Genomic DNA, 25,469 nt, shown 5'->3' with positions numbered 1-25,469 from the left:
TTTGCCGGGCACTAATAAAAACAACTAAATCAAAAACCTCTCTCTAAGAAATACATTTATTCATTTATATAAACTTGAGAGAGTCCAAAAAATGATTTCCTTAGAGAAAGAGCTCGATATGCATGGAACTGAATAGTCTCCGTTTTTACAGCTTTACATGCGTCTACCAACTAGAGTGCAGGAATATGCTTGTAGCCAATTGCTGACTCACACCTACTGCCTATAAAATGTGCGCCCCCAGTTGTAACCAGTAGCAGCCACTATGGAATTCCCTAAGACCTATGATGTGATCGTGATCGGCGGAGGCCACGCAGGTACCGAAGCCTCACTGGCAGCGGCACGTATGGGAGCTTCCACTCTGCTGCTGACCCACAATATCGAGACCCTTGGACAAATGTCTTGCAACCCGGCGATCGGCGGTATCGGCAAGAGTCATCTCGTGAAGGAAGTCGATGCCCTCGGTGGCGCTATGGCAACGGCAACAGACCTGGGCGGAATTCAGTTCCGGGTCCTCAATGCCCGCAAAGGCCCCGCAGTAAGGGCAACCCGTGCCCAGGCCGATAGAGCCCTGTATCGCGCCGCTATCCGTTCAATCCTGGAAGCACAGGAAAACCTGGAGATCTTCCAACAAGCGGCGGATGACCTGATTGTCGAAGGTGAACGGGTTGTGGGCGTTGTCACCAATGCGGGGGTGCGCTTTCGCGCCAAGACAGTGGTACTGACCGCAGGGACTTTCCTCGGTGGGCGTATACACATCGGCTTGGATAACCACGCCGGCGGCCGCGCTGGAGACCCGCCCTCGATTGCCCTTGCAGATCGTCTGCGCGAACTGCCTTTCCGCGTCGATCGCCTCAAAACTGGCACCCCTCCCCGTATTGATGCCCGCTCGGTAGATTTCAGCGAGCTGGAGGAACAGTGGGGGGATAGCCCCACACCGGTGATGTCCTATTTGGGCAGCCGCGATCAGCACCCGCGCCAGGTCTGCTGCTGGATTACCCACACCAATGCCCGCACCCATGAAATTATCCAGGGGGGGCTCGATCGCTCGCCCATGTATTCCGGCGTGATTGAAGGGATTGGCCCGCGCTACTGTCCCTCCATCGAAGACAAGGTGCACCGCTTTGCGGACAAAGATAGCCACCAGGTGTTTATCGAGCCTGAAGGGTTGACCACCAACGAGCTGTACCCCAATGGTATTTCCACCAGCCTGCCCTTCGATGTACAGATTGAGCTGGTGCACTCCATCAAAGGCTTTGAAAAGGCGCATATCACCCGCCCTGGCTATGCAATTGAGTACGATTTCTTCGACCCGCGCGACCTTTTGCCGTCCCTGCAAACCAAATTTATCCAGGGGCTCTACTTTGCCGGCCAGATCAATGGCACCACCGGCTACGAGGAAGCGGCTGCCCAGGGACTCCTGGCTGGCGCCAATGCCGCCCTACAGGCCCAGGAGCGCGAAGCCTGGGCCCCGCGTCGGGATGAAGCCTACCTGGGCGTGCTTGTGGATGATTTGATCACCAGCGGCACTAAAGAGCCCTACCGCATGTTTACCAGCCGCGCGGAATATCGCTTGCTGCTCCGTGAGGACAATGCTGACCTGCGCCTGACCGAAAAAGGTCGCGAATTGGGCCTGGTCGACGATACCCGCTGGGCAGCGTTCAGTGAAAAGCGCGAGGAGATCGCTCGGGAGACCCAGCGACTACAAGATACCTGGGTGCACCCAAAGACGCCCCAGGCCGCCTCTGTAGAAACCAAATTGCCGCAGCCATTGGCGCGGGAATATAGCCTGATGGACCTGTTGCGCCGTCCGGAACTGGGCTATCAGGATGTGGCGGGCCTCAAAGGGGAGGCGGTAACCGACGAGCAGGTTGCCGAACAGGTGGAAATTTCGGCCAAGTACGCCGGTTATATCGATCGCCAGCGCGAGGAAATTGAGCGTTTGCAGGCCTACGAAGATACCCCGATCCCGGCGGACTTCGACTACAGCGGTATTTCTGGTCTGTCCAATGAGGTTAAGCAAAAGCTGGGAGAGACCCGCCCAGATACCCTGGCGCGGGCCTCGCGAATACCGGGCGTGACGCCCGCATCCATATCCCTGCTGTTGATCCAGTTGAAAAAGCGCGGGCTGCTGAAGCGCAAAAAAGCGGTATAAATCGGTTTTCCACAGGGTATCCCGCGAGGCCCTGCGGGGTTTGAATTTCGCGGGACTACTGGGGGATAGACCCATTTCTCACTCAATGGAACAGTTTCGTCCGCGCCTGTTAGAGGCGGCGGCACAGATGTCGGTGGTACTCAGTGACCGGCAGCAGGATCAGCTACTGGAATACCTGGCGCTTTTCGCCCGCTGGAACAGTGCCTACAACCTGTCCGCCATACGCGACCCGGAGCAGATGCTGGAGCGCCATATTATCGACAGCCTCAGTGTGGTAAATCTCTGTGGCGAAGGCTCTTTAATCGATGTGGGTAGCGGTGGCGGCCTGCCAGGGATTCCCCTGGCAATTGTGCATCCGGAGCGCGCCATCACCCTGCTCGACAGCAATGGCAAGAAGACCCGCTTCCTGTTCCAAGTCGCCAGCACCCTGCCCCTGCCCAATATCACGGTAGTCAATGAGCGGGTAGAAGCCTTTGTGCCAGAACAGCCTTTTGCCGGTGTGGTGTCCCGCGCCTTTGCCTCCATAGAAGATATGGTCAATGGCAGTGAGCACATGTTGGCACCCTGGGGTCGTTTTTATGCCATGAAGGGCAAGCTGCCTGAGGATGAGTTGAGCGCTCTGCCAAAAGGCATTAAGGTCGAGCAGGTGCACCGGTTGTCGGTGCCCGGCTGCGACGGTGAGCGACATATGATTCAGCTCTGTCGCACAGAATAAGATGATAGTTTGGCGGGTTTGTCGCCCGCCCAATCCTGCTCCCCTATCGTGGGGCACAACAGCCGCCGCCCGAAGCCGAGCCGGCGTCGGGGCAAACGCACCCGGAAACAACAAAGGACAAGAATCTTGAGCAAGATATTTGCTGTGGCCAACCAGAAAGGCGGGGTTGGCAAGACCACTACCTGCGTCAACCTGGCCGCATCTTTGGTTGCCAACAAGCGGCGCGTATTGCTGATCGACCTGGACCCCCAGGGCAATGCCACCATGGGCAGCGGTGTGGATAAAAGTGACCTTGAGGTGTCCGGTTACGATGTGCTGGCCGCTGAATTACCCGTTGAGCAGGCCATTGTATCCACAGAGAGCGGTTTTGATTTGATCCCGGGCAACGGTGACCTGTCTGCGGCAGAGGTGGAGTTGCTGAATCTGGAGGGCCGCGAATCCCGCCTGCGCCGCGCCCTGGCTGCGGTGAGTAATCGTTACGACTACGTGATTATCGACTGTCCGCCATCGTTGAATATGCTGACCGTAAACGCCCTCTGTGCAGCTCACGGCGTATTGATTCCCATGCAGTGTGAATACTATGCCCTGGAGGGGTTGTCAGCACTGGTAGACACCATCACCCAGATCCAGCAGGCCGCCAATCCGGACCTGAAAATCGAGGGTATCTTGCGCACCATGTACGATCCGCGCAACAGCCTCACCAGCGAAGTGTCGGCGCAGTTGCAGGAGTTTTTCGGCGATCGTCTGTATCGAACCTGTATCCCGCGCAATGTCCGTTTGGCAGAGGCTCCCAGCTTCGGCAAGCCGGCGCTGGATTACGACCGCCATTCGAAAGGGGCTATTGCCTATCTGGCACTGGCTTGCGAAATCAATCGCCGCCATCCCGCCAATCAATCTTCCAATAAGAAAAGCCGCCCTGTGGCGGAAGCCGTATAAGGGGTAATTACTATGGCCGCCAAACGCAAAGGACTGGGCCGGGGTTTATCCCACCTGATCAGCAATAAAAACAGCACCGCGATCGCCGAGGCTACCGGTGAAGCTGAAACCGAAACCGCCGTGGTCGACGGTGAGCTGAAGGAGTTGCCGATAGAGTTTTTGCAGCGCGGCCGCTACCAGCCACGCCGGGATTTTCCACAGGAATCCTTGCAGGAGCTGGCGGACTCGATACGCGCCCAGGGCATTATGCAGCCGATCGTCGTGCGCGGTATCGGTGAGCAGAGCTATGAAATCATCGCCGGTGAACGGCGCTGGCGCGCGGCCCAATTGGCGGGACTGGAGAAAGTGCCGGCACTGGTGCGCAGCGTTTCCGATGAAGCTGCCATCGCTATGGCGCTGATTGAAAATATCCAGCGTGAAGACCTGAATCCGGTAGAGGAAGCTGTAGCCCTCAAGCGTTTACAGGATGAGTTCAAGCTGACCCAGCAGGAAGTGGCCGATGCGGTGGGCAAATCCCGTACCGCAGTAACCAACCTTTTGCGACTGTTGAGTCTCAGTGAAGAGGTACGGACTTTCCTGGAGCGTGGCGATCTGGAGTTGGGGCACGCCAAAGCCCTGCTCGGTCTATCCGGTGCCACCCAGCGCTCTGCTGCGCGCCAAGTGGTCGAGCGCAGCCTTACCGTGCGCCAGACAGAGGCGCTGGTGCGCCGTTTACAACAGCCGGCTGCCCCCGCACCGGAAAAACCGAAGCCCGACCCCAATATCCGTCGCCTGACTGAGCGCCTGGCAGAAAAAGTCGGAGTGCCCGTATCTATCGATCACAACGATAAAGGCAATGGCCGCCTGGTACTCAAATACACCACTCTGGAAGAGCTGGATGGAATCCTGGCCCACCTGGGTTACGCCGAGGACTGAGGCCACAGGGAAATGCGCGTCCTAGTGGCGCGCGCAATAACTGTTGGCAAATACTCACTGCGGCGAGTAATTCCGTGCAAAACCTCCTGAAAATCAAATAAGTTGACGACATTTGCCGGTTGAATCGGCGATGCTGTTGCCGCATAATTCGCACGCCCAAATTTTGGGCGGACAGCGCAAAAAAAGTCGGCTTATCCCGTCTATGACAAAACCCCCGGTATTACGAATAGCCGCGGTACAGCTTCTGCTGATATCGGTGGCCAGTGCGGCACTGCACTTGAGCGGTAAACCGGTGACTGCGCTCTCCGTATTTATCGGCGGTGCCCTGTGTGCACTGCCCGGAGCATATTTTGGCAGGCGCGCCTTTCGCGATAGCGGTGCGCGCGCGGCCCATCGCGTGGTAGGCAATTTCTACCGCGCGGAAACCGGCAAATTTATATTGACCATGGCAGGTTTTGCAGCGGTGTTTGCCACCGTCAAGCCACTGAATGCCGCGGCGCTTTTTATCAGCTACGTCCTCTGTGTAATCGTGCAGTGGATTTTGGTAGCGCGCATGGTCCGCTAGCCGGTGGATAAGAAAAAAGAATTCTTACTTTTACGATTGTTGAGGAACTATGGCAGGCGAAGCTCAAACCGCGACGGGGTATATCCAACACCACCTGCAAAATATGACTTACGGCAAGCTGCCGGCCGGGTATACCCGCGCCGACGGTACTGTGCTGAATGAGTCTACTTGGACTATGGCGCATTCCTCCCAGGAAGCTGCGGATATGGGCTTTTGGGCCCTGCACGTAGATACTCTGGGCTGGTCTATCGGCCTCGGTCTGATTTTTTGCTTCCTGTTTGCCCGCGCAGCCAAGAAGGCCAGTGTGGACAAGCCCACAGGCTTCCAGAGCTTTGTGGAGCTGGTTACCGACTTTATCGACAAGCTGGTTAAGGAAACCTTCCCCCACCGCAACACTATGGTTGCCCCGATGGCTCTGACCATCTTTGTGTGGGTGTTCCTGATGAACCTGATGGACCTGGTACCGGTGGACTGGCTGCCGATGGCTGCCGCCAAGATCTCCGGCAACGATCACCTCTTCTTTAAAGTGGTTCCGACTACCGACCCGAACGCCACCCTGGGTATGGCCCTGGCGGTGTTTGCGCTGATGATTTTCTTCAGTATTCGCGAAAAAGGTGCCATCGGCTTCCTTAAAGAGCTGACTCTGCACCCTTTCCATACCGGTAAGTTGTTCTTTGACATCCTGCTGATCCCGGTGAACTTCCTGCTGGAAGCAGTATCCCTGATCGCCAAGCCGATCTCCCTGGGCCTGCGTCTGTTCGGAAACCTCTACGCCGGTGAAATGATCTTTATCCTGATCGCGATTGTCTTTGGCGTTGGCGTTCTCGGCTTTATTGGTGCAGGCCTCCTGCACATGGGCTGGGCGATCTTCCACGTACTGGTAATCGTGCTGCAGGCGTTCGTATTTATGGTATTGAGCACCGTGTACATGGCGATGGCACACCATCGTGACGATGAGCACGAGCACGATCAATAAGTTTTTAACCCTTTTTTCGACCTTTACAACAACTCTTTAACTTTGATTTGGAGAACACAATGGAAGCATTAGGTCTGGTTTACATCGCAAGTGCACTGCTGATCGGTCTGGGCGCCCTGGGCACCGCAATCGGTTTCGGTACTCTGGGTGGCAAGCTGCTGGAAGGTTCCGCTCGTCAGCCTGAACAGGCTCCGGCTCTGCAGGGCAAGATGTTCCTGATGGCTGGTCTGCTTGACGCGGTTCCGATGATCGGTGTTGGTATCGCTATGTACCTGATCTTCGCCGTAGCTCCTGGTCTGGTTTAATTACGCCGTTCCAATTGCCCTTAACCCTATTTAAAGAGCAAGAGGTGTCGGAGTGAATATCAACCTGACTCTAATCGGCCAGTCGATTACTTTCCTGTTTTTCGTCTGGTTTTGCTGGAAGTTTGTTTGGCCGCCGCTTTTGGGCGTGATGAAAGAGCGTGAGCAGAAGATCGCAGATGGTCTCGCTGACGCCGAACACGCACAGAAAGACCTGGAACTGGCCAAGCGTAAAGCTGCCGAGCAGTTGAAGGAAGCCAAAGATCAGGCTAACGAGATCATTGATGGTGCCAACAAGCGCGCCAACCAGATTCTCGATGAAGCCAAGCAAGCGGCTCAGTCTGAAGGCGATCGTCTGAAAACTGCGGCCAAAGCTGAGATCGACCAGGAAGTGAATCGCGCTAAAGAGCAACTGCGCAGCCGTGTGGCAGACCTGTCTGTCCTGGGTGCGGAGAAGATTCTCGCGGTCAATATCGACGCTAAGGCGCACGACGACCTGATCGATAAACTGGCAGCCGAGCTGTAAGCGAGGAACCCAATGGCGGAACTCAGCACACTGGCCCGGCCCTACGCTAAAGCTGCATTCTCTTATGCGCAGGAAGCCTCCCACTTAGGTGGTTGGAGCACTGCGCTGAGCACTGCGGCAGCGGTCAGCCAGAACGAAAAAGTGCGTGAGCTGCTGGATAATCCCCAGCTCACCAGTGAAGAGCGCGCAGATAAATTCCTGTCGATTTGTTCAGACGAACTCGGCGAGCACGGAAGGAACTTCATCCGGTTGCTGGCGGAAAACAACCGCCTGCAGCTGCTGCCGGAAATTTCCGAACTGTTCGAAGAGCTGAAAGCGCAAGCGGAAGCCACCCTCGAGGTGGAAGTTGTTTCCGCGCACGCCTTGAGCGATGCACAGGCGCAAGCACTGGGCCAAAAGCTCAGCGCGAAGTTTGAACGCGAAATACATCTGCACAGCTCGGTGGACGAGAGCCTGCTGGGCGGCGCGATCATCCGCGCCGGTGATACAGTCATCGACGGTACCGTACGCGGCCGTCTGGCCAAGCTCGCCGAGGCGATGAACTCCTAAATTACTCTCCCCGTTGGTGTTAGCCGGCGGGGACTTGAGGAACAGAGCATGCAGCAACTGAATCCCTCTGAGATCAGTGAAATCATCAAGAGCCGCATCGAAAATCTCGATGTGAGCACTGAAGCCCAAAATGAGGGCACCATTGTTTCCGTATCCGACGGCATCATCCGCATCCACGGCCTGGCCGATGTGATGTACGGTGAGATGATCGAGTTCGAAGGCGGCGTTTACGGTATGGCGCTGAACCTGGAGCGCGACTCCGTTGGTGCTGTAATCCTGGGCGACTACAAGGCGCTGGCTGAAGGCCAGAAGTGCCGTTGTACCGGCCGTATCCTGGAAACCCCCGTTGGCCCGGAACTGCTTGGACGCGTTGTAGACGCGCTGGGTAACCCGATCGACGGCAAAGGCCCGCTGAACAACAAGCTGACCGACGCGGTAGAAAAAGTAGCGCCTGGCGTTATTGCCCGTCAGTCCGTTGACCAGCCTGTACAAACCGGTTTGAAAGCGGTTGATACCATGATCCCGATTGGCCGTGGCCAGCGTGAGCTGATCATCGGTGACCGTCAGATCGGTAAGACTGCTGTGGCGATCGACGCCATCATCAACCAGAAAGGCACCGGCGTTAAGTGTGTCTACGTTGCCGTGGGCCAGAAGCAGTCCTCTATTGCCAACGTAGTGCGCAAGCTCGAAGAGCACGGCGCTATGGATCACACCATCGTAGTAGCCGCTGGCGCCGCCGATCCGGCAGCGATGCAGTTCCTGGCTCCCTACGTCGGCTGTACCATGGGTGAGTACTTCCGCGACCGCGGTGAAGACGCCCTGATCGTATACGATGACCTGACCAAGCAGGCTTGGGCCTACCGTCAGATCTCCCTGTTGCTGAAGCGTCCGCCTGGACGTGAAGCCTACCCCGGTGACGTTTTCTACTTGCACTCCCGTCTGCTGGAGCGTGCCGCGCGTGTAAACGCCGACTACGTAGAGAAGTTCACCAACGGTGAAGTGAAAGGCAAGACCGGCTCTCTGACCGCCCTGCCGATCATCGAAACCCAGGCCGGTGACGTATCTGCGTTCGTACCGACCAACGTGATTTCCATTACCGACGGCCAGATCTTCCTCGAGACCGATCTGTTCAACTCCGGTATCCGCCCAGCGATCAACCCGGGTATCTCTGTATCCCGTGTAGGTGGTGCAGCGCAGACCAAGGTGATCAAGAAGCTGTCCGGTGGTATCCGTACCGCTCTGGCTCAGTACCGCGAACTGGCGGCATTCTCCCAGTTTGCCTCTGACCTGGACGAAGCTACCAAAGCCCAGCTGGATCACGGTGAGCGCGTAACCGAGCTGATGAAGCAGAAACAGTACTCTCCGCTGTCTATCGCGGACATGGCTGTTTCCGTTTACGCCGCCGACAAGGGTTACCTGAAAGAAGTAGAAGTTGCCAAGGTTCTCGATTTCGAAGCCGCCCTGCTCGCTTACATGAACAGCGAACACGCAGAGCTGATGGAGAAAGTGAACAGCACTGGTAACTACAACGACGAAATCGACGCAGCTTTCAAAGCCGCTATCGAGAAGTTCGTCGCTACTAGCAGCTGGTAAGAACTCCCTGGAGAGCGCGAGAGAGCGGCGTGTCCGCTCTTTCGGAATCTAACTTCCAGCGAACAAGGTAAATCACTATGGCAGGCGGAAAAGAAGTACGCACAAAAATTGCCAGCATCAAGAGCACGCAGAAAATTACTGCCGCAATGGAAATGGTTGCAGCCAGTAAGATGCGCAGGGCTCAGGATCGCATGGCACTGGGGCGTCCCTACGCCCAGCGCATACGCGCAGTGATCGGCCACGTCGCCAACGCTTCGGCCGAGTACCAGCATATTTACCTGCAAGAGCGCGAGGCCAAGCGGGTCGGTTTTATCCTGGTATCCACTGACCGCGGACTCTGTGGTGGCTTGAACGTCAATATGTTCAAAGCCGCTATTCGCGAGATGCAGGCGTGGTCCGAAAAGGGTGTCGACGTCGAAGTCTGCGCGGTAGGTAACAAGGCGGCCAGTTTCTTTAATGCCATCGGCAGCAAGGTTGTCGCAGCGGTACGCGATCTGGGCGATGCGCCCCAGGCCAACCAGCTGATTGGCTCAGTTAAGGTAATGCTGGACCGTTACGCAGAAGGCGATATCGATCGCCTGTTCCTGGTATCCAATGAGTTTATCAACACCATGTCCCAGAAGCCGCAGGTTGAGCAATTGCTGCCGCTGCCGAAGGACGAAGATGAAAAACTCATGCACGAGTGGGACTACCTCTACGAGCCGGATCCGGTTGAATTGCTGGATGGATTGCTGGCTCGCTACATCGAGTCCCAGGTATACCAGGCAGTAGTTGAAAACAAAGCCTGTGAACAGGCAGCGCGTATGATCGCGATGAAGAGCGCCACCGATAACGCCGGTGAGCTGATCGATCAGTTGCAGCTTGTCTACAACAAGGCGCGCCAGGCGGCCATTACCCAGGAACTGTCCGAAATTGTCGGCGGTGCGGCGGCGGTTTAATCCGCTGCCAGTAATGGTCAGCCTAGAAAGAATTTAAAGCTGAGGATCCGGAAATGAGTAACGGGCAAATTGTGCAAGTGATCGGAGCGGTCATCGACGTGGAATTCCCACGCGATTCAGTTCCGAATGTATACGACGCACTGGTGGTTGAGGACAAGAACCTCACCATGGAAGTGCAGCAGCAGTTGGGTGACGGCGTGGTACGCGCTATTGCCATGGGTTCATCCGAAGGTGTCAGCCGCGGTCTGTCCGTGCGCAATACCGGCGCTCCGGTTTCTGTACCGGTTGGCCTGGAAACCCTCGGTCGCATCATGGACGTGCTCGGCAACCCGATTGACGAGTGTGGCCCTATCGGTGAGAAAGAGCGCTCCTCTATCCACCGCGCTGCACCGACCTACGAAGAGCAGTCCAGCTCTACCGAGCTGCTGGAAACCGGCATCAAGGTAATCGACCTGGTTTGCCCGTTCGCCAAGGGTGGTAAGGTTGGTCTGTTCGGTGGTGCCGGTGTAGGTAAAACCGTAAACATGATGGAACTGATCAACAACATCGCTACCGAGCACTCCGGTCTGTCCGTGTTCGCAGGTGTTGGTGAGCGTACCCGTGAAGGTAACGACTTCTACTACGAGATGGCTGAATCCGGCGTTGTTGACCTGGAAAACAAAGCCAACTCCAAAGTGGCGATGGTTTACGGCCAGATGAACGAGCCGCCCGGCAACCGTCTGCGTGTAGCCCTGACCGGTCTGACCATGGCGGAGAAATTCCGTGATGAAGGTAAAGACGTACTGCTGTTCGTCGACAACATCTACCGCTACACCCTGGCCGGTACCGAAGTATCCGCACTGCTGGGCCGTATGCCTTCTGCGGTAGGTTACCAGCCGACCCTGGCGGAAGAGATGGGCGTTCTGCAGGAGCGTATTACCTCCACCAAGACTGGCTCTATCACCTCTATCCAGGCGGTATACGTACCGGCGGATGACTTGACTGACCCATCTCCGGCGACCACCTTCGCGCACTTGGACTCCACTGTAGTACTGAGCCGTGATATCGCCGCTAAAGGTATCTACCCGGCTGTTGACCCGCTGGACTCCACCTCTCGTCAGCTGGACCCACAGGTAATTGGTCAGGAGCACTACGAAGTGGCTCGCGGCGTACAGTCTGTACTGCAGCGCTACAAAGAGCTGAAGGACATCATCGCGATCCTGGGTATGGACGAGCTGTCTGAAGAAGACAAGCAGACCGTAGCCCGCGCCCGTAAGATCGAACGCTTCCTGTCCCAGCCGTTCCACGTTGCGGAAATCTTCACCGGTGCACCAGGTAAATACGTTTCCCTGAAAGAAACCATCCGTGGCTTCCAGGGCATCCTGAACGGTGAATATGACCACATGCCGGAACAGGCCTTCTACATGGTGGGAACCATCGACGAAGCTGTGGAAAAAGCCAACAAAGCCAAGGGCTAATCGAGAGAGGCATATACTATGGCCATGACAGTACATTGTGACATTGTCAGCGCCGAGCAGTCTCTCTTCTCCGGACTGGTAGAGATGGTGATTGTGAGTGGTATCGAGGGTGAGCTGGGTCTCTCCTACGGTCACGCTCAGTTGCTCACCGCTCTGAAAGCCGGTCCGGTGCGCATCATCAAGCCCGGTGGTGAAGAGGAAGTACTGTTCGTCAGCGGTGGCTACGCCGAGGTACAACCTAATATGGTGACTATCCTCGCCGATGTAGCCGAACGTGAGATCGATGAAGACGCCGCGCAGAAGGCCCGCGAAGAAGCGGAACACGCCCTGCACAAGGCGCCGTCTGAAGTCGACTACGCGCGCATCTCAGCCCAGCTGGCCGAAGCCGAAGCGCGTCTGCGTACCCTGCAGGCAATTCGCAAGGCGGCCGGTAAGTAAACAGTTCTTACCTACTCGTAAGGCCTGTTTACAGGTGACAAAAAAGCAGCTTCGGCTGCTTTTTTTATTTTTCTGGAAAACTTCAAAAGTCTCTTACCACCCCCTACCCTGCTCACATCTTCTAACGACTATAGTTACAAGCGATGGTTGTATGTTTATGGATTGAAGAAGTATTCAACTATGAAATGGATGTTAACTGTCGCTTATTTACTTTTCACTCTTGCTCTCTGTTTACCTACGTACAATGCTGTGGCTACAACTTTAATCAAAGCCAGCAACAAGCCTACGGTAGCTGAAAAACTAAAGCCACATAAGCCGCTACTAATTCATGGAAATATAGCTTCCGTAGCATACTTAGATCCAGGCAATGTAGTGCCTGAACACTTAGTTGAATTTGGTTTCTACCATTCCGGCTGGACAATAGATGAAATTCCTGAAGTCGCAAAATTCTCTACATTCGTGGATGTATATAACAGTGACGTACATATTATGGAAGCAGCTAGGAGACACGGATTAAAGCTATGGGTACAAGTAGCTCCGATCTTTTTTGATGGATCAAATAAGCTTAAAAGAATGGATGATTATTATGAAAGATGGCAAAGGGCCAAGAAAAAATTAGAACCATACGAGGATATAATTTTAGCATTTGATCCTTTGGATGAGCCTTTTTATAGATCAAGCATGTCTGATCTAGACCTTAAATTATTTTTAGAAGAAATTTCAGAGCTAATAAAACAAGATTTTCCTAGTGTTAAAGGAGCTATTACATTTACTAACAAGACTGTAAATAAATCAAATTTTAAAAAAATAATACCGAAGAACTATGACTTATTTGGAGTTGACTATTATGTTGGTATTAACTTCCAGTATAAAATTGTAAAAGAATTAATGAATAAAACATCTCATATAGATGTTAAGTATTACTTAATTCCACGAGCGTTTAAGACGTCAAATATAGGTTTTGGTACAATAGAGGAAGAGAAGTTAATTGATCGAGCAAGACAGGCTTATAATTTTGCGATTGCAAACCCCAAGGTTGTCGCAATTTTTCCTTTTGTTTGGGAGAGCTTTATTGGAAAGGGCGACTACTACCTTGGGGCTGATCACTTAGAGCGAGTAAGAAAAGAGTATCAAAAAATAGGTGTTGCGATATCAAACTCTAGATAAATTATTTTTTATCACCCATTATATAAGTGCTGTATATAGCTCTGTCATCACCAAGAACCTGAAGGGCAAATAGCTTTTCTTCAAGTGTCATTACAGACTTCATTCTAAAATTCATTAAATCGGTTGATTCTAAATCAATGACAATAAAATCTGCTTCTTTTCCTTCTTCAAAGTTTCCAACTTTGTCATCGATATCCAATGCTTTTGCAGATCCTAAGGTTGCAAGATAGAAAGCTTTTAGCGGAGAGAGTGTTTTTATATTGTTGTTAATTCCAATCGACTTCTGTAGCTGAACTACCTTATAGGCCTCATCCATAGTCTCTAACATCGAGAAACTGGTGCCGGCCCCCACATCGGTTCCCAGGCCCACACTAACATTGATTTCTTCAGCTTTATTAAGCGGGAATAATCCACTCCCTAGAAACAGATTAGACGTTGGGCAAAAAGCTATAGCGCTACCTACTGAAGCCAAACTTTCCATCTCTTGGTCATCCAGGTAAATACCATGAGCAAACACTGAGTGGTCGCGATTTAATCCATATATGTTATAAACATCAAGATAACTATTTGCTTCTGGGAACAATGATTTTACCAAATTAATTTCATCTTTATTTTCAGAAACATGGGTATGCATATACACATCGGGATATTCATCTAGTAACTTAGCTGCCTGCTTAAGCTGCTCAGGAGTACTTGTAGGGGCAAATCTTGGAGTGATGGCATAGCTCAATCGATCCTTTTTATGCCAATGTTCAATCAGCTTCTTGCTATCGGAATAGGCACTTTCGGGTGTATCTTGCAGGTATTCTGGGGCATTGCGGTCCATCAGTACCTTACCTGCAATTAGTCGCATGTTCTCCCGTTGAGCAACTTCAAAGAGAGCATCTACAGATTCTGGGTGAACGGTACCAAATACAAGTGCTGATGTTGTGCCATTCTTTAGTAACTGACTAATAAAGAACTCTGCAACCTCCTTTGCATGTTCTTTATCGGAAAATTTCCTTTCAGTTGGAAAGGTGTATTCTTTAAGCCACTCTAGTAATTGCTCGCCATGAGCCGCAATCATTCCCGTCTGTGGATAGTGAATATGAGAATCGATAAAGCCGGGAAGTATTAACTTGCCGCGATAATCTACAATCTCTGCGCCTCTTTTTTTTACCGAAATTTCTTCTTCAGAAATTATCCCGGCAATTATTCCATCTTTGACAATTAATCCACCATTTTCAATATATTCATAAGCTTTACTAGTCTTCGCCGGGTCGGCAGTAAAATGAAGTATGTCACCTTGATATATAGTTGTCTCTGCATAAACAAAGTTGCTAGAGGCTGAGAGTAATAGAAATAATTTAGCTAAATTGGACTTTATATTGCTGCTTAAGGATAAAGTTTCGACCACCAGTTCACTCCGTTAAAACAATAAGCAAACCTATATATTTAGCATTTGAAAGATAATGTGACAAATTTATTTCGGGTGTCTCTAGAAGAGCTGGAATACAAAACAACAAATTAAATTATATATTGAGTAATAACCTACTTAAAAATACAGAAATTTGATTTGTATATTTTGTATTTGGAAAAAACTTAATAAATTCCATCTAAACTTGTACTTAAATCTAGATTGAAGGCTCTCAATCCATGTTTAAACATCCAGATCACGTAACAGTAGTTGTTACGAAATTAGAGGAAAGTGTCAGTTTTTTTGAATTGCTGGGTTTTGAGCTTCTACTCAAAAATTTTCTAACTGGCGAGAAAGCGTCACGGTATCTCCAGGTGGATAATGTAGAAGCAGATCACTTTACGATGGTACTAAAGCAGTCATCTCCGAAATTTGAGATACAGCTACTTCACTACCGAAATCCAGTGGTTAAAACTAATCCATCACTAATTGACTTGGCAAGGCCCGGTTATAACCATTTGTGTTTAAAGGTAGATAATTTGAATGAGGCTTTAGAGTATTTATCGAAGCAAGGAATTAGCACAAGAAGTGGAATATTGGAATATCAAAATAAAAAATTAGCATTTATCTTGGGGCCAGAGAATATAACTGTGGAATTAGCCGAGTGAATTGTCCAAGCAAATAGATAGTACTTCTACTAAACAACTTGACATGTAAATCTCTCGAATAAATGATACTAGCCTAGCTAAAATTTATGTCTCCATATAAATTCGAGATATTAAAATGGCAAATAAAATAATCTTTTATACGAACCCTCAATCGAGAGGCTGTATTGTTCGATGGATGCTAGAGGAGATATCGGTACCCTATCAAACTAAAGTACTTGAATATGGCGAAGACATGAAATCGCCACAGTATCTTGCTTTGAATCCCATGGGGAAAGTTCCAACACTAGTGCACGACAACAAAATAATAACTGAAGCAGCAGCAATATGTGTCTACTTGGCAGATGTGTTTTCCGGTTCAGGTTTGTCTCCGATAAATAACGAAGAGCGTGCCAATTATTACCGTTGGATGTTTTATTCGGCTGGACCTCTGGAGTCCGCCATTGTGAATAAATATATCTTTGATGAAGATGTGGCTAAAGATAAACAGCAAATGTTGGGTTACGGTAATTATAAATTGGCACTAGATACGTTATCTAGTGCGATTAAATCAAACCCGTATATTGTTGGAGAACGTTTTACAGCAGCAGATGTATATATTGGTGCACAGCTGGGGTGGGGGTTACAGTTTGGAACTATAGATAAACGTGAAGAGTATCAGGAGTATGTAACTCGTTTATCTCACCGTAAAGCATTTCAGCGAGCTCATGAACTTGATGTAGCTTTGGGAAAAGACATGAATATAAGTCCCGCTTAAATTTAAATTGTAGTAGTTCAGACTTGATCTGACAGTTACCGGTTTTTCAGGAGGTGCTCTGTCAGGTCAAATTCAGTTTACGAGCTTTTCCTTCCAGATGCTTTTTCCATCTTCAAGAGTGGCTAACGGTGTTCGACCGCAACACTTCTTACCCTGATGGGTTCTCTCATTATTGTAATATGTGAGCCACTCGTCCAGATCCTTTTGTAACTCTTCTATTGATCCATAGATCTTGCGGCGTAATGAAGGTTGGTAGAACTCTTGTAGAATAGTTTTATGGAAGCGCTCACAGATCCCGTTAGTTTGTGGATGTCTGGCTTTTGTCTTGGTGTGTTCTATTTCGTTCACACTTAGATATAACTGGTAGTCGTGCTGTTCCAATTTGCCACAATACTCTGTACCGCGATCAGTTAGGATACGCAGCACCGGTAGATCATGTAAGGCATAAAACGGTAGTACACGGTCATTCAGGAGGTCTGCCGCAGTGATTGGCGTTTTGGTGGTGTACAGCTTGCAATGAGCCACCTTCGCATAGGTATCGATATAGGTTTGTTGGTAGACACGTCCGACGCCCTTAAAGGTTCCTACATAGAAGGTATCCTGCGAGCCCAGATAACCAGGGTGTTGAGTATCAATTTCACCACAGGCTTCATCATCATGCCGTTTTCTCTCCAAAGCCTGAACCTGTGACTCCGTGAGGATCAGTCCCTCCTCAGCGACCTTGGCCTCAAGTGCCTTTAATCGCAATTTGAAGTTAGCTAGGTCATGCCGTAACCAGATACTCCGAACGCCACTAGGGGACACAAATACACCGCGTTTACGCAGTTCATTGGAAACTCGAACCTGCCCATGGGCAGGCTCTTGGAGGGCATAAGTTAACACTGCCTCTTCAATGACTGTGTCAACACGGTTCTTGTGGTTGGGTACACGCCGGTTCTTCTCAAGAAGGGCGTCCACGCCACCACTTGAAACGGCTTCCTTGTACCGATAGAAAGTGTCTCTCGATACACCCAGCATCTTACATGCTTTGGAGATATTTCCGAGTTCTTCTGCCAGATTTAGCAATCCGGTCTTGTGTTTGATGATGCGATCATTAGTATGGATCATGGGGTTTATCCTTGGTTTTGCTTTTAGGTTTAGGCACCTTCATCAAAACCGGTAAACCCCTCTTTTTCAAGAGGATGTGTCAGATTTGTTCTGAACTAATACATTTAAATATATTTTGTTTGAACTAAAAGGTCAGAAATTATACTTCTGACCTTTCTAATTTATCCCAAATACTAGTTTTCAACTAAAAATTCCGCTTTTTATTTGCCGAACAGCTCTGTTGAATCGAAAACGATCATTTCTGTCTATAGAAGTATTTTCATCCATCATATGCTCATAATCACTTTCAACTACTTTGAGATAATCTAGTGCTTCATCTTTATCCCCTTTCATTGCAATAAGGTATGAGCGAGATAAGCACATTCTTAATTTGTGAGCATCTGTTAGATGTTCTTTAGGATGATTATCGTGTAGCTTCAAGCATTCCTCTAGGCTAGCTTCGGTGAATGGGTCGTATTCAGCTACTTCCTTAGGAATTGGTTTTTTACACTTATAGATTGAACTTGAGAATACTTGCCCATACCAGTCGAAATAATCTTCAAGATATCCCATGGTTACTTTAATCCATGGTAAACGATCAAAGAAAAAATCTTGATTAATGAAAAATGATTCGCCCTCAATAAGCTTTGGCATAAACTCTGCTGAAACATGTTTATTTAGGTCCTGAGTTTTACATACATCAATAAAACAAATTTCAATTGGATTATCAGGCCAGGAAAACTCATTAAAATCACCGATATTTAGTTCAATCAATGATTGAAATGGAGAAATACTATTTTCTAGTATTGGAACAAAAGATTCACCAAACTTATAGGTTAGTGAGTCACACTCCCAAACACGATCCGAACCATTTGCAGGTTTAGGTAGAAAACCCAATTCATAACTACTAATAGGTTTACTATCCAATATATTTGAGTTTCTGTTGTTTGAAAAATCTGAGTTACTCATCAACCCATGTGCGAGAGAAACCACAGATGCTCCCATAAAGCTTCCGGCATCAACAATATACCCTTTTTGCTGAAAATTTTTTGACGCCAATGAATAGAGTAATTTACGTTCCGCAATCGAAACCATCCCTGGTGTCTCAAATACGCTCTGGGGGACTTCAGTTTTAGAGAATGAAATTTCTGGGTGTACATAACAACCCCTTGCAATTTCCGCATCATCAATTTCGTACATTATTTTGCTCCGGAAATAATTGATTACTTAGCGTAAGCTACACAAAAAACAACATTTGTCTTCATTTCATCCAGTGTAATATCAGGAATTTCTTCTCTTACCCTGGTCTCTATTTCCGGAGTTAAACGCTCTAAAACATTACTATGGGAAGGCTGTAGTTCCCAGGTTTCGATATTAAAATACTTACGTGTTAATGCGCGTAATTCATCGATTCGAATGCGATTTAGATGTGTGTGTAAATAGTGGTCATGTGGCAAATGGCGGACAATATTAATATGGTTCCAATCACAAAACTTAAGATGATCTGGATTCCCTTCATCCAAAACTGATGGATTATGAGGAGGCATATGGTGCCCACTCCAGCCATAAAAGTTGTGATGCAGAAATATAATTTTCCCTCCTTTGGTTAACAGCCCCGCAATATCCTCGAATACACCCTCAATTTCCAATAGGTGCTCAGTGACATTGTGAAGGCAAACCGTATCAAAGGTCTTTATACCGACGAGATCGCGGGTAGAGCACTGGCGTAGATCAATATCCGGGATCAAATCCATGATGTCCTGGCCGGACATTGGAGCGTTAACCCACTTTCTTATCCTTTTATTGCGAACCCTCCTGGAGTCTAAAGACATTGCTGGGTCTACACCGGTATAACTGTTTGCTCCAGCACAGAGGTAGCCCATGGCATAGCCGCCAAAACCACAACCGACATCTAAAACATTGCACCCTTGTACATATTTATGTAATTTTCTTGGCCATGAGCAGTAGCCGAGTTCAACGGCACTAGTGATGAGATCCGAATCAAAATTCTTCAGTGCGTGGCGTATATTAGTGCAGTTGTGGAAAAATGCGATTTTAGCCTGTAATTCATGATTGTCCCAATCTTCTAAAGGTTCTATTTTCTTCAGTTGTTTTGCTGCCTTTGAGCGGGAAAGTTTTGAAAATGCAGGGTGAGAACGGGAAGTGTCTAAAATTTCAATCGCTTCCCTGGCGTTATTTTCGATTCGTATCAGTTTGACTTGGTCAAAGACTTTCAGAGCTCGTTTATGTTCTGGGTTGCACTTGATTGCTATTTTTATATCTTTTTCAGCTTGATCTATGTCTCCTTTAGCTATATTTAGCATAGCGGAGATTATTCTCATGCCTACATGGTGTGGATGTCTTGAGATGAAGGTCAGCGCATACTTATCACAATTTAGAATCGAACCATTTTTTGATTCGGCATAGCACAGAAAATAAGTAGCCGGATGAAAAGGGTTGAGATCGGCAATTGGACGCAATAACTCTCTCGCCAGGTCTATTTCTCCAGCTAATGCAGCTTGCTTCCCTTGTTCAAAGTTATCCAGCTGATTGATTTCTAAAGTAGACATTTAATTTTCCAAGTAATGGTAACCAGGTTTTTTGGCGTGGATATTGACTTGCATGCTGCAAATAGGTGCAGTTGCGCTCGATTTAAATCAAATATAATAAGATTGCTTATTATTGAGTACATGCTCGCAGCTAGCACTGATTTTCTTAAGCTATGAAAATATTCATAAATGTGAAAGTTGGAGCTGTCAAATAATAAATTTATTTTCTCTGAGAAAACTATTCAAGGTGCAATCTATAAAAGTTGGCGCGGATGCTAACTCGTATAATCGGTAAAGCTGGAAAGCCTGTGTTATAAATTGGATTTTGTAAGATTCACGTTATCCAATTAAGCAGCAGACGATAACACCTCAATCCTGAATAAATTGATCTGCCAACGGCCTGGTTGGCAAAACTTGTGGAGGTGGCTCTTTGAAACTGATAATAGTCGGTGGCGATGGCTTTTGTGGATGGCCAACCTCATTACATCTGAGTAATTTAGGTCATGAAATTATTATTATTGACAATTTTTCTAGAAGAAAAATTGATAGTGAGCTCAATGTAGAATCATTGACACCGATTCGAGAACTGAAAGAGCGTATTGATACCTGGTTTGAATTAACGGGAAAGGCTATTCGCTTTGTCGAGTTGGATGTTTCCCAGAAATTTAACGATCTTGTAAATCTCCTAGAGGAGGAAAAGCCAGATAGTATAGTTCATTTTGGTGAGCAGCGCGCTGCGCCCTATTCGATGAAAAGCAGCGCTACTAAAAATTATACGATCGCTAATAATATTTGTGGTACTCATAATATTCTCAATGCGATTGTAGAGACGCAGCTTGATATTCACTTGGTTCACCTCGGTACAATGGGAGTGTATGGTTACGGCCATGAGGAGCCCATACCAATACCTGAAGGTTACTTGGATGTAAAAATAGAGACAGTTGATAATCGTCAAATTTCAGACTCCATCGTTTACCCGCCTAATCCCGGCTCCATTTACCATATGACCAAGACGATGGATTCGCAGATGTTTCAGTATTATGCGAAAAATGACAGGCTTCGTATTACCGATCTTCACCAGGGGATTGTTTGGGGAACGCAGACTGAACTCTCTAGTCTGGATGAGCGTCTGATAAATCGTTTTGATTATGACGGGGACTACGGCACAGTCCTAAATAGATTTCTAATGCAAGCGACTGTCGGTTTCCCACTGACTGTTCATGGCACAGGTGGTCAAACTCGTGCATTTATCCATATCTCTGATACTTGCAAATGTATTGAGCGGGCACTTTTACATCCACCGGAACTCGGTGAACGGCCACTGATTCTCAATCAGATGGCGGAAACGCAAACACTTTCCGATCTTGCACAATTAGTTCAATCACTGACAGACTGTGAAATAAGTTATCTGCCAAACCCTAGGAAGGAGGCAGAGAGAAATGATCTCAATGTAAAAAATGATTTACTTCGTTCATTTGGATGGCAGCCGATTCTTATTAAAGATAGCCTTCTGCAAGAAATTACAGATATAACAATGCAATATCAAGATCGGGCTGATCATACAAAAATACCTTGCGTTTCCTATTGGACACAAGGTAATAAACTAGCCGATATTTCCTATCGGGAAAAAACTAGTGAAGTTACAGAAACCATTTCTTAGTGAGTAGCTTTAGCTATGTCTACGCGAATCCTTATTACTGGTGGATGTGGATTTATAGGTTCAAATTTAGTCAAATATCTCAATGCTTTGAGTTTATATGACGAAATTTTAGTTTTAGATAATGAGGTCACTGGCACTACTGCAGCATTAGCCGGAATACCTCATCAATTTATCAGAGGAGATGTTAGAAATCAGCGGGATGTAGATGAGGCAGTAAAGCATGCTGATGCTGTTATACACTTAGCTGCAGATACACGTGTTATTAATTCAATAAATAATCCAGTCTATAACTTTGAAGTAAATGTACAAGGGACAGTCAATCTTCTGGAAGCGATGCGAAGGTATGAGGTTAAACATCTCATTAATGCTTCTACAGGTGGGGCGATCATTGGAGAAGCTGATCCACCAGTACACGAATTAATGCCAGTGAATCCCGCATCGGCTTATGGTGCGTCTAAGGCTGCAGCAGAGGCCTACTGTTCTGCATATTCTCAAAGTTATGGATTATCAATAACTTCTTTACGATTCTCTAATGTTTATGGTCCGCTTTCCTTTCACAAAGGAAGTGTGATAACAGCCTTTATTAAAAATATTCTGAAAGGACAGGTCTGTGATGTCTACGGAGATGGCTATCAGACTAGAGACTTTATTTTTGTAGGCGATCTCTGCCAGGGAATAATTAGGGCTCTGGAAAAGAGAGAAAATGGGGTATTTCAGCTGGGTAGCGGCCAGCCGACGTCAATTAACGAAGTAATTAGTTTACTAAGGGATGTCTCGGGCTGCCATGAAGATCTTGAAATAGCTAACCACCCTTTCAGGGCAGGTGAAGTGCGCCATAACTATACGGATATTACTAAAGCAAAACAGTACTTGGGCTTTAGGCCGGAGGTATCATTAAGGGACGGTATTCAAATTACATGGGATTACTTTGTCAATAAGGAGGATGTTCTGAAGCCTAGCCTCTCGCAGAGGGCCCTACAGAATGCAGATTGACAAATTTTCAGTAGAATCATTCCCTGATTTAAATGCTTATGCAGGTTTTGAGTCGGACCAGAAGCTCAGAGTTTGTATAGCCACAGAAGAAATCCTAGGTCCGGTGAGAAATGGAGGGATTGCTTCAACCTACTATCACCTAGCGAAAGGACTGGCAGCACATGGGCATGAAGTACATGTGCTCTACTTAAAAGGTGAAACAGTTGAGAATGAAACACCTGAGTATTGGGTTGAGGAATATTCCAATTTTGGTGTTTCACTGCACTATTTGGTGCACACGGATGAAACAATAATTGGCCCCTCACAGGGTTGGCAGCGACGATATAGTGCGGCATACCGCTGGTTAATTGAACAGAGACGTTTTGATGTTATCCACACTTCCGAATGGCGAGGTGGATTAATTTATGCGTTGATGGTTAAGAAGTTGGGATTGGCGTTTAAAGATACATTATTTATTGTAAAGACATCGTCCCCGCACCTCTGGAATCGCCATTATCAAATGCAGCCATTGGTAAAAAGGGAGCTGTTACCAGCGAGTTTTGCTGAGCAGAAATGTGTTGAATTTGCCGATATGGTAATTGGTGGTAGCGCACATCTACTTTGCTTTATGCGCTATGTCGGCTATAAGCTGCCAACATCAACTTATGTTCAGCCAAATATTCTCGATTTTTCTGAAGTTCCCGTTGATGATAAACGCATTAATCGACAGCCTGGTGATGTAGTTCGCACTAACGAATTGACCTTCTTTGGTCGTTTGGAAATGCGGAAGGGATTGGAGCTCTTTTGTACCGCTCTGGATTTACTTGAGCGGACGGGGACTTGTCCTACCAGAGTTAATTTCCTAGGTAAATATGGTGAAGCCTTACCTAATCAAAACAATGAGAAGGTTGCGGACTATATTGAGCGAAAAGCATCTACTTGGAGTTTTGAAGTCAATTGCATCACAGATTATAACCAGCCGGAAGCTCTCTCGTTTTTATGTTCCAGGGATATGATAGCGGTAATGCCCTCCCTGATTGAAAACTCCACCATGGCAGTATATGAAACACTAGAGAATAATATTCCTTTTATTGCAACGCGAGTAGGGGGAACTCCAGAGCTTATCGCAAAAGAAGACCATGAAAGTTGTCTTATCGCACCCTACGCATTTGAGCTTGCGAAAAGGCTAGCAGAGGTACTGAAGAATGGGCATAAGATTGCGCATTCCAGTTTTGATAACAATTATAACCTTCAAGTTTGGTATGGTTTTCATGCCTACTTAGCAGATCTTTTTAAGCAGTATAGTGGCGCTGAAGCGATCACCAAGATTACAGGCTCTCCCACCTTAACAGCTTCTAATGAGATGGAGCTACCGACCCTAGAAGTGGTTGTTCTATTGCGGGATACTGAGAGTGTTATGGAGTTTTCTGAGGCACTTTTAGTTGATAGACCCGACTCCATCAAATTTTTATTAATTGATCCCTATCTTGAAAATATTGCTGAGAGAGCTTCTAACTTTCTATTGGAAGCCGGTCTCAATTGTAGTTTGGTGGATTTCATTGGATTTCCAGCAGGGATTGCACTGGCAAAAAGTCTTTCTGAAAGTACTCTAGATGCTTGCATTCTCTGTGATGGTACATCCTCTCGATTAGGTGGAAAATTTTGTGGTGAGTTACGCAAAACTCTTCAAATAAATCATGAATTCATAATCACTAGCTTTTTATCTCTACCTGAAAACAAGGTGGTAATGCCGATAGGTGGAGATATCGTCTCTGAGATCAGCTTTGGAAATGCAATAGGCACAAATATTATTTGTATCCCAAAACTGGTATCAAGCAAGGTGGGGTCAATACTCCCTTATGATATTCGCTACGGTTTGGTACAAGAATATATTTTAAGGGCGAACAAAGAATTTGGGTTTGAATTGATGGTTATTCCTGAGTGCCATCTTCGTAGTGATTACTATTTAGAGGAATTGGAAGAATCTCGAAATAACGCTAACTCTGTCTACCTTCGCTCAATGTCGTTGATTGAAAATGATAATATTGCCTATCGTAAACTAGCCCTTCTTCCTTCAGCTCAGCCTATTGGAGCTAAATTAAGACCAGCACTTTATCGGGATAAGAATCGTTTGGATGAGGAACCTGTGTGGCTTTTACATGCCGACCGGCCTCGTAAAATGAAAAATCGTAATCCGAGGGTAGTTGTTGGTTTGGACGAGAGAAATTCCCATTTGCTCTGTGTAGCCAAAGGTCCGGGAAATAGGCAATTAATTGTTAATGGCGAGCCCCAATCAATTTCTTTGGAGCTACAAGATAATGAACTTACTTTACATAGATTCCCAATTCCAGATAAATGGGAAGAAGGTGAAAAATTTAATATTAAGTTTCTGTTAGAAGATCAAGAAATGACTTACACCCGTTTTATACGGGTTATAAAACTATCTAAAAATGTATTTGCAGCTATCTCTGGAAGTCCAATACTTAATGAGGTAGCTGTTGAGGAGATATTTAACCAAAAATATACCTGGAGTTTCTTCTCTAAAACAGAAAATAACACACCTGAAAACATTCAAGGGATAGATACCGAAGATACCACTTTATATGGGCAAGATCACGCAGAGGTAGGAGAGTTTGTAGACAAGGATTATACAGTAGAAGGTAAGGATGAGCCTGAACATGATATTGCAAAAATTATCCATGAGCAGGGAAAAATCAATGAAACTGAATTTAAACCCAAGTTTAGTTTTCAGGCTGTGATTCAAAAATCAGGTACTACCTTGCAACGTATATTTAAGGGATATACTGGCTCACCTATTAAGGGGTCAATTCCACCACGAGAGCTTTTTGCACTCGATCCACGGGTTCTTGAGGGATGGGCATGGGATAGAAGCAATATAGCTAAAAATTTAGTGATTGTCTTAGAGGTAAACGGAAACATTGTAGCTGAAGCCACGGCGAATCGCTATGTGGAACGTTTCGGTACTCGAAACCCGAAACTAGCTTGGTATGGATTCCGGTTCTCATTAACACCTGAAATAAAGCAGGAAAACTCAGAGATTACCGTACGTGTTAAGGAAAATGGACTTGTCTTACGAAATGGTCGATTGCGTTATCTTAAACAAATGCTAGTTGCGATCTAAGGTGGCTTGAATA

At 47.6% G+C, this 25,469-nt stretch carries 23 protein-coding genes; 19 read left to right on the top strand and 4 right to left on the bottom strand.

What is annotated here, in order from left to right; translation table 11 throughout:
- Positions 1-262: 262 nt before the first annotated feature.
- From mnmG to ACJJI8_RS06020, 14 genes are all read left to right on the top strand, one after another.
- Positions 263-2,152: a tRNA uridine-5-carboxymethylaminomethyl(34) synthesis enzyme MnmG gene (gene mnmG / locus ACJJI8_RS06085; RefSeq protein ID WP_444934530.1), complete on the top strand. Its 1,890-nt coding sequence runs from the start codon at positions 263-265 to the stop codon at positions 2,150-2,152.
- 85 nt (positions 2,153-2,237) lie between these two features.
- On the top strand, positions 2,238-2,867 hold the full coding sequence (gene rsmG, locus ACJJI8_RS06080; RefSeq protein ID WP_444915122.1) for a 16S rRNA (guanine(527)-N(7))-methyltransferase RsmG: 630 nt from the start codon (positions 2,238-2,240) through the stop codon (positions 2,865-2,867).
- Between the two features lie 126 nt (positions 2,868-2,993).
- Positions 2,994-3,803, top strand: coding sequence for a ParA family protein (locus ACJJI8_RS06075; RefSeq protein WP_020413891.1), 810 nt, complete (start codon positions 2,994-2,996; stop codon positions 3,801-3,803).
- Positions 3,804-3,815: 12 nt separating this feature from the next.
- Positions 3,816-4,718 (top strand): ParB/RepB/Spo0J family partition protein, encoded by a 903-nt coding sequence (locus ACJJI8_RS06070; protein ID WP_282930568.1) that lies wholly within the window; start codon positions 3,816-3,818, stop codon positions 4,716-4,718.
- Between the two features lie 202 nt (positions 4,719-4,920).
- A complete protein-coding gene (locus ACJJI8_RS06065) occupies positions 4,921-5,283 on the top strand; it encodes an ATP synthase subunit I (RefSeq protein ID WP_282930569.1) in 363 nt (120 codons plus the stop codon).
- Positions 5,284-5,332: 49 nt separating this feature from the next.
- Entirely contained in the window at positions 5,333-6,259 is a 927-nt protein-coding gene (atpB, locus tag ACJJI8_RS06060; protein WP_282930570.1) for a F0F1 ATP synthase subunit A, read from the top strand.
- Positions 6,260-6,318: 59 nt separating this feature from the next.
- A complete protein-coding gene (atpE, locus tag ACJJI8_RS06055; RefSeq protein WP_020413895.1) occupies positions 6,319-6,564 on the top strand; it encodes a F0F1 ATP synthase subunit C in 246 nt (81 codons plus the stop codon).
- Between the two features lie 52 nt (positions 6,565-6,616).
- Entirely contained in the window at positions 6,617-7,087 is a 471-nt protein-coding gene (locus tag ACJJI8_RS06050) for a F0F1 ATP synthase subunit B (protein ID WP_282930571.1), read from the top strand.
- Positions 7,088-7,099: 12 nt separating this feature from the next.
- Positions 7,100-7,636, top strand: a complete 537-nt coding sequence (locus ACJJI8_RS06045; protein WP_108735091.1) for a F0F1 ATP synthase subunit delta — start codon at positions 7,100-7,102, stop codon at positions 7,634-7,636.
- Positions 7,637-7,684: 48 nt separating this feature from the next.
- Positions 7,685-9,229: a F0F1 ATP synthase subunit alpha gene (gene atpA, locus ACJJI8_RS06040; protein WP_108735090.1), complete on the top strand. Its 1,545-nt coding sequence runs from the start codon at positions 7,685-7,687 to the stop codon at positions 9,227-9,229.
- A gap of 77 nt (positions 9,230-9,306) precedes the next feature.
- Positions 9,307-10,167 carry a F0F1 ATP synthase subunit gamma gene (atpG, locus tag ACJJI8_RS06035; RefSeq protein ID WP_282930573.1) on the top strand — a complete coding sequence of 287 codons (861 nt, stop codon included), beginning with the start codon at positions 9,307-9,309 and terminating at the stop codon, positions 10,165-10,167.
- A 53-nt stretch (positions 10,168-10,220) separates the two neighbouring features.
- Positions 10,221-11,624, top strand: coding sequence for a F0F1 ATP synthase subunit beta (gene atpD / locus ACJJI8_RS06030; RefSeq protein ID WP_282930574.1), 1,404 nt, complete (start codon positions 10,221-10,223; stop codon positions 11,622-11,624).
- A gap of 18 nt (positions 11,625-11,642) precedes the next feature.
- The gene (locus tag ACJJI8_RS06025) at positions 11,643-12,062 is read left to right on the top strand and encodes a F0F1 ATP synthase subunit epsilon (protein WP_108735087.1); all 420 of its coding nucleotides are present in this window, start codon (positions 11,643-11,645) and stop codon (positions 12,060-12,062) included.
- A 180-nt stretch (positions 12,063-12,242) separates the two neighbouring features.
- On the top strand, positions 12,243-13,229 hold the full coding sequence (locus tag ACJJI8_RS06020) for a hypothetical protein (protein WP_444934529.1): 987 nt from the start codon (positions 12,243-12,245) through the stop codon (positions 13,227-13,229).
- A 1-nt stretch (position 13,230) separates the two neighbouring features.
- On the opposite strand, the gene guaD is transcribed toward ACJJI8_RS06020, so the two are convergent.
- Positions 13,231-14,625: a guanine deaminase gene (gene guaD / locus ACJJI8_RS06015; protein WP_444934528.1), complete on the bottom strand. Its 1,395-nt coding sequence runs from the start codon at positions 14,623-14,625 to the stop codon at positions 13,231-13,233.
- Between the two features lie 239 nt (positions 14,626-14,864).
- Here guaD and ACJJI8_RS06010 point away from each other — a divergent pair, with 239 nt between their 5' ends.
- Positions 14,865-15,293, top strand: coding sequence for a VOC family protein (locus ACJJI8_RS06010; RefSeq protein ID WP_444934527.1), 429 nt, complete (start codon positions 14,865-14,867; stop codon positions 15,291-15,293).
- Between the two features lie 115 nt (positions 15,294-15,408).
- Positions 15,409-16,047, top strand: coding sequence for a glutathione S-transferase family protein (locus tag ACJJI8_RS06005; protein WP_444934526.1), 639 nt, complete (start codon positions 15,409-15,411; stop codon positions 16,045-16,047).
- A gap of 72 nt (positions 16,048-16,119) precedes the next feature.
- Here the strand turns inward: ACJJI8_RS06005 and ACJJI8_RS06000 are convergent, their stop codons facing one another.
- From ACJJI8_RS06000 to ACJJI8_RS05990, 3 genes are all read right to left on the bottom strand, one after another.
- Complete coding sequence (locus tag ACJJI8_RS06000) at positions 16,120-17,154, bottom strand: IS481 family transposase (protein ID WP_444932638.1); 1,035 nt, start codon at positions 17,152-17,154, stop codon at positions 16,120-16,122.
- A gap of 180 nt (positions 17,155-17,334) precedes the next feature.
- A complete protein-coding gene (locus ACJJI8_RS05995; protein WP_413663867.1) occupies positions 17,335-18,333 on the bottom strand; it encodes a hypothetical protein in 999 nt (332 codons plus the stop codon).
- A 23-nt stretch (positions 18,334-18,356) separates the two neighbouring features.
- Positions 18,357-19,703, bottom strand: coding sequence for a methyltransferase (locus ACJJI8_RS05990; RefSeq protein ID WP_413663866.1), 1,347 nt, complete (start codon positions 19,701-19,703; stop codon positions 18,357-18,359).
- 409 nt (positions 19,704-20,112) lie between these two features.
- Between ACJJI8_RS05990 and ACJJI8_RS05985 the strand changes: the two genes are divergently transcribed.
- Genes ACJJI8_RS05985 through ACJJI8_RS05975 form a run of 3 tightly spaced genes read left to right on the top strand, consistent with a single transcriptional unit; the run spans position 20,113 to position 25,456 of the window.
- Positions 20,113-21,342, top strand: a complete 1,230-nt coding sequence (locus ACJJI8_RS05985) for an NAD-dependent epimerase/dehydratase family protein (RefSeq protein ID WP_444906811.1) — start codon at positions 20,113-20,115, stop codon at positions 21,340-21,342.
- Between the two features lie 15 nt (positions 21,343-21,357).
- Positions 21,358-22,335, top strand: coding sequence for an NAD-dependent epimerase/dehydratase family protein (locus tag ACJJI8_RS05980; RefSeq protein ID WP_444906812.1), 978 nt, complete (start codon positions 21,358-21,360; stop codon positions 22,333-22,335).
- Positions 22,325-25,456 carry a glycosyltransferase family 4 protein gene (locus ACJJI8_RS05975; protein ID WP_444915129.1) on the top strand — a complete coding sequence of 1,044 codons (3,132 nt, stop codon included), beginning with the start codon at positions 22,325-22,327 and terminating at the stop codon, positions 25,454-25,456. Before ACJJI8_RS05980 ends, ACJJI8_RS05975 begins: the two co-directional genes overlap by 11 nt.
- The last annotated feature ends 13 nt before the right edge of the window (positions 25,457-25,469 follow it).

The sequence above is a fragment of the Microbulbifer maximicatervae (SeqCode) genome (assembly GCF_052467695.1).
Note: the sequence above shows the minus strand (reverse complement) of the source record. Positions and strands in the feature narration are given on the sequence as shown.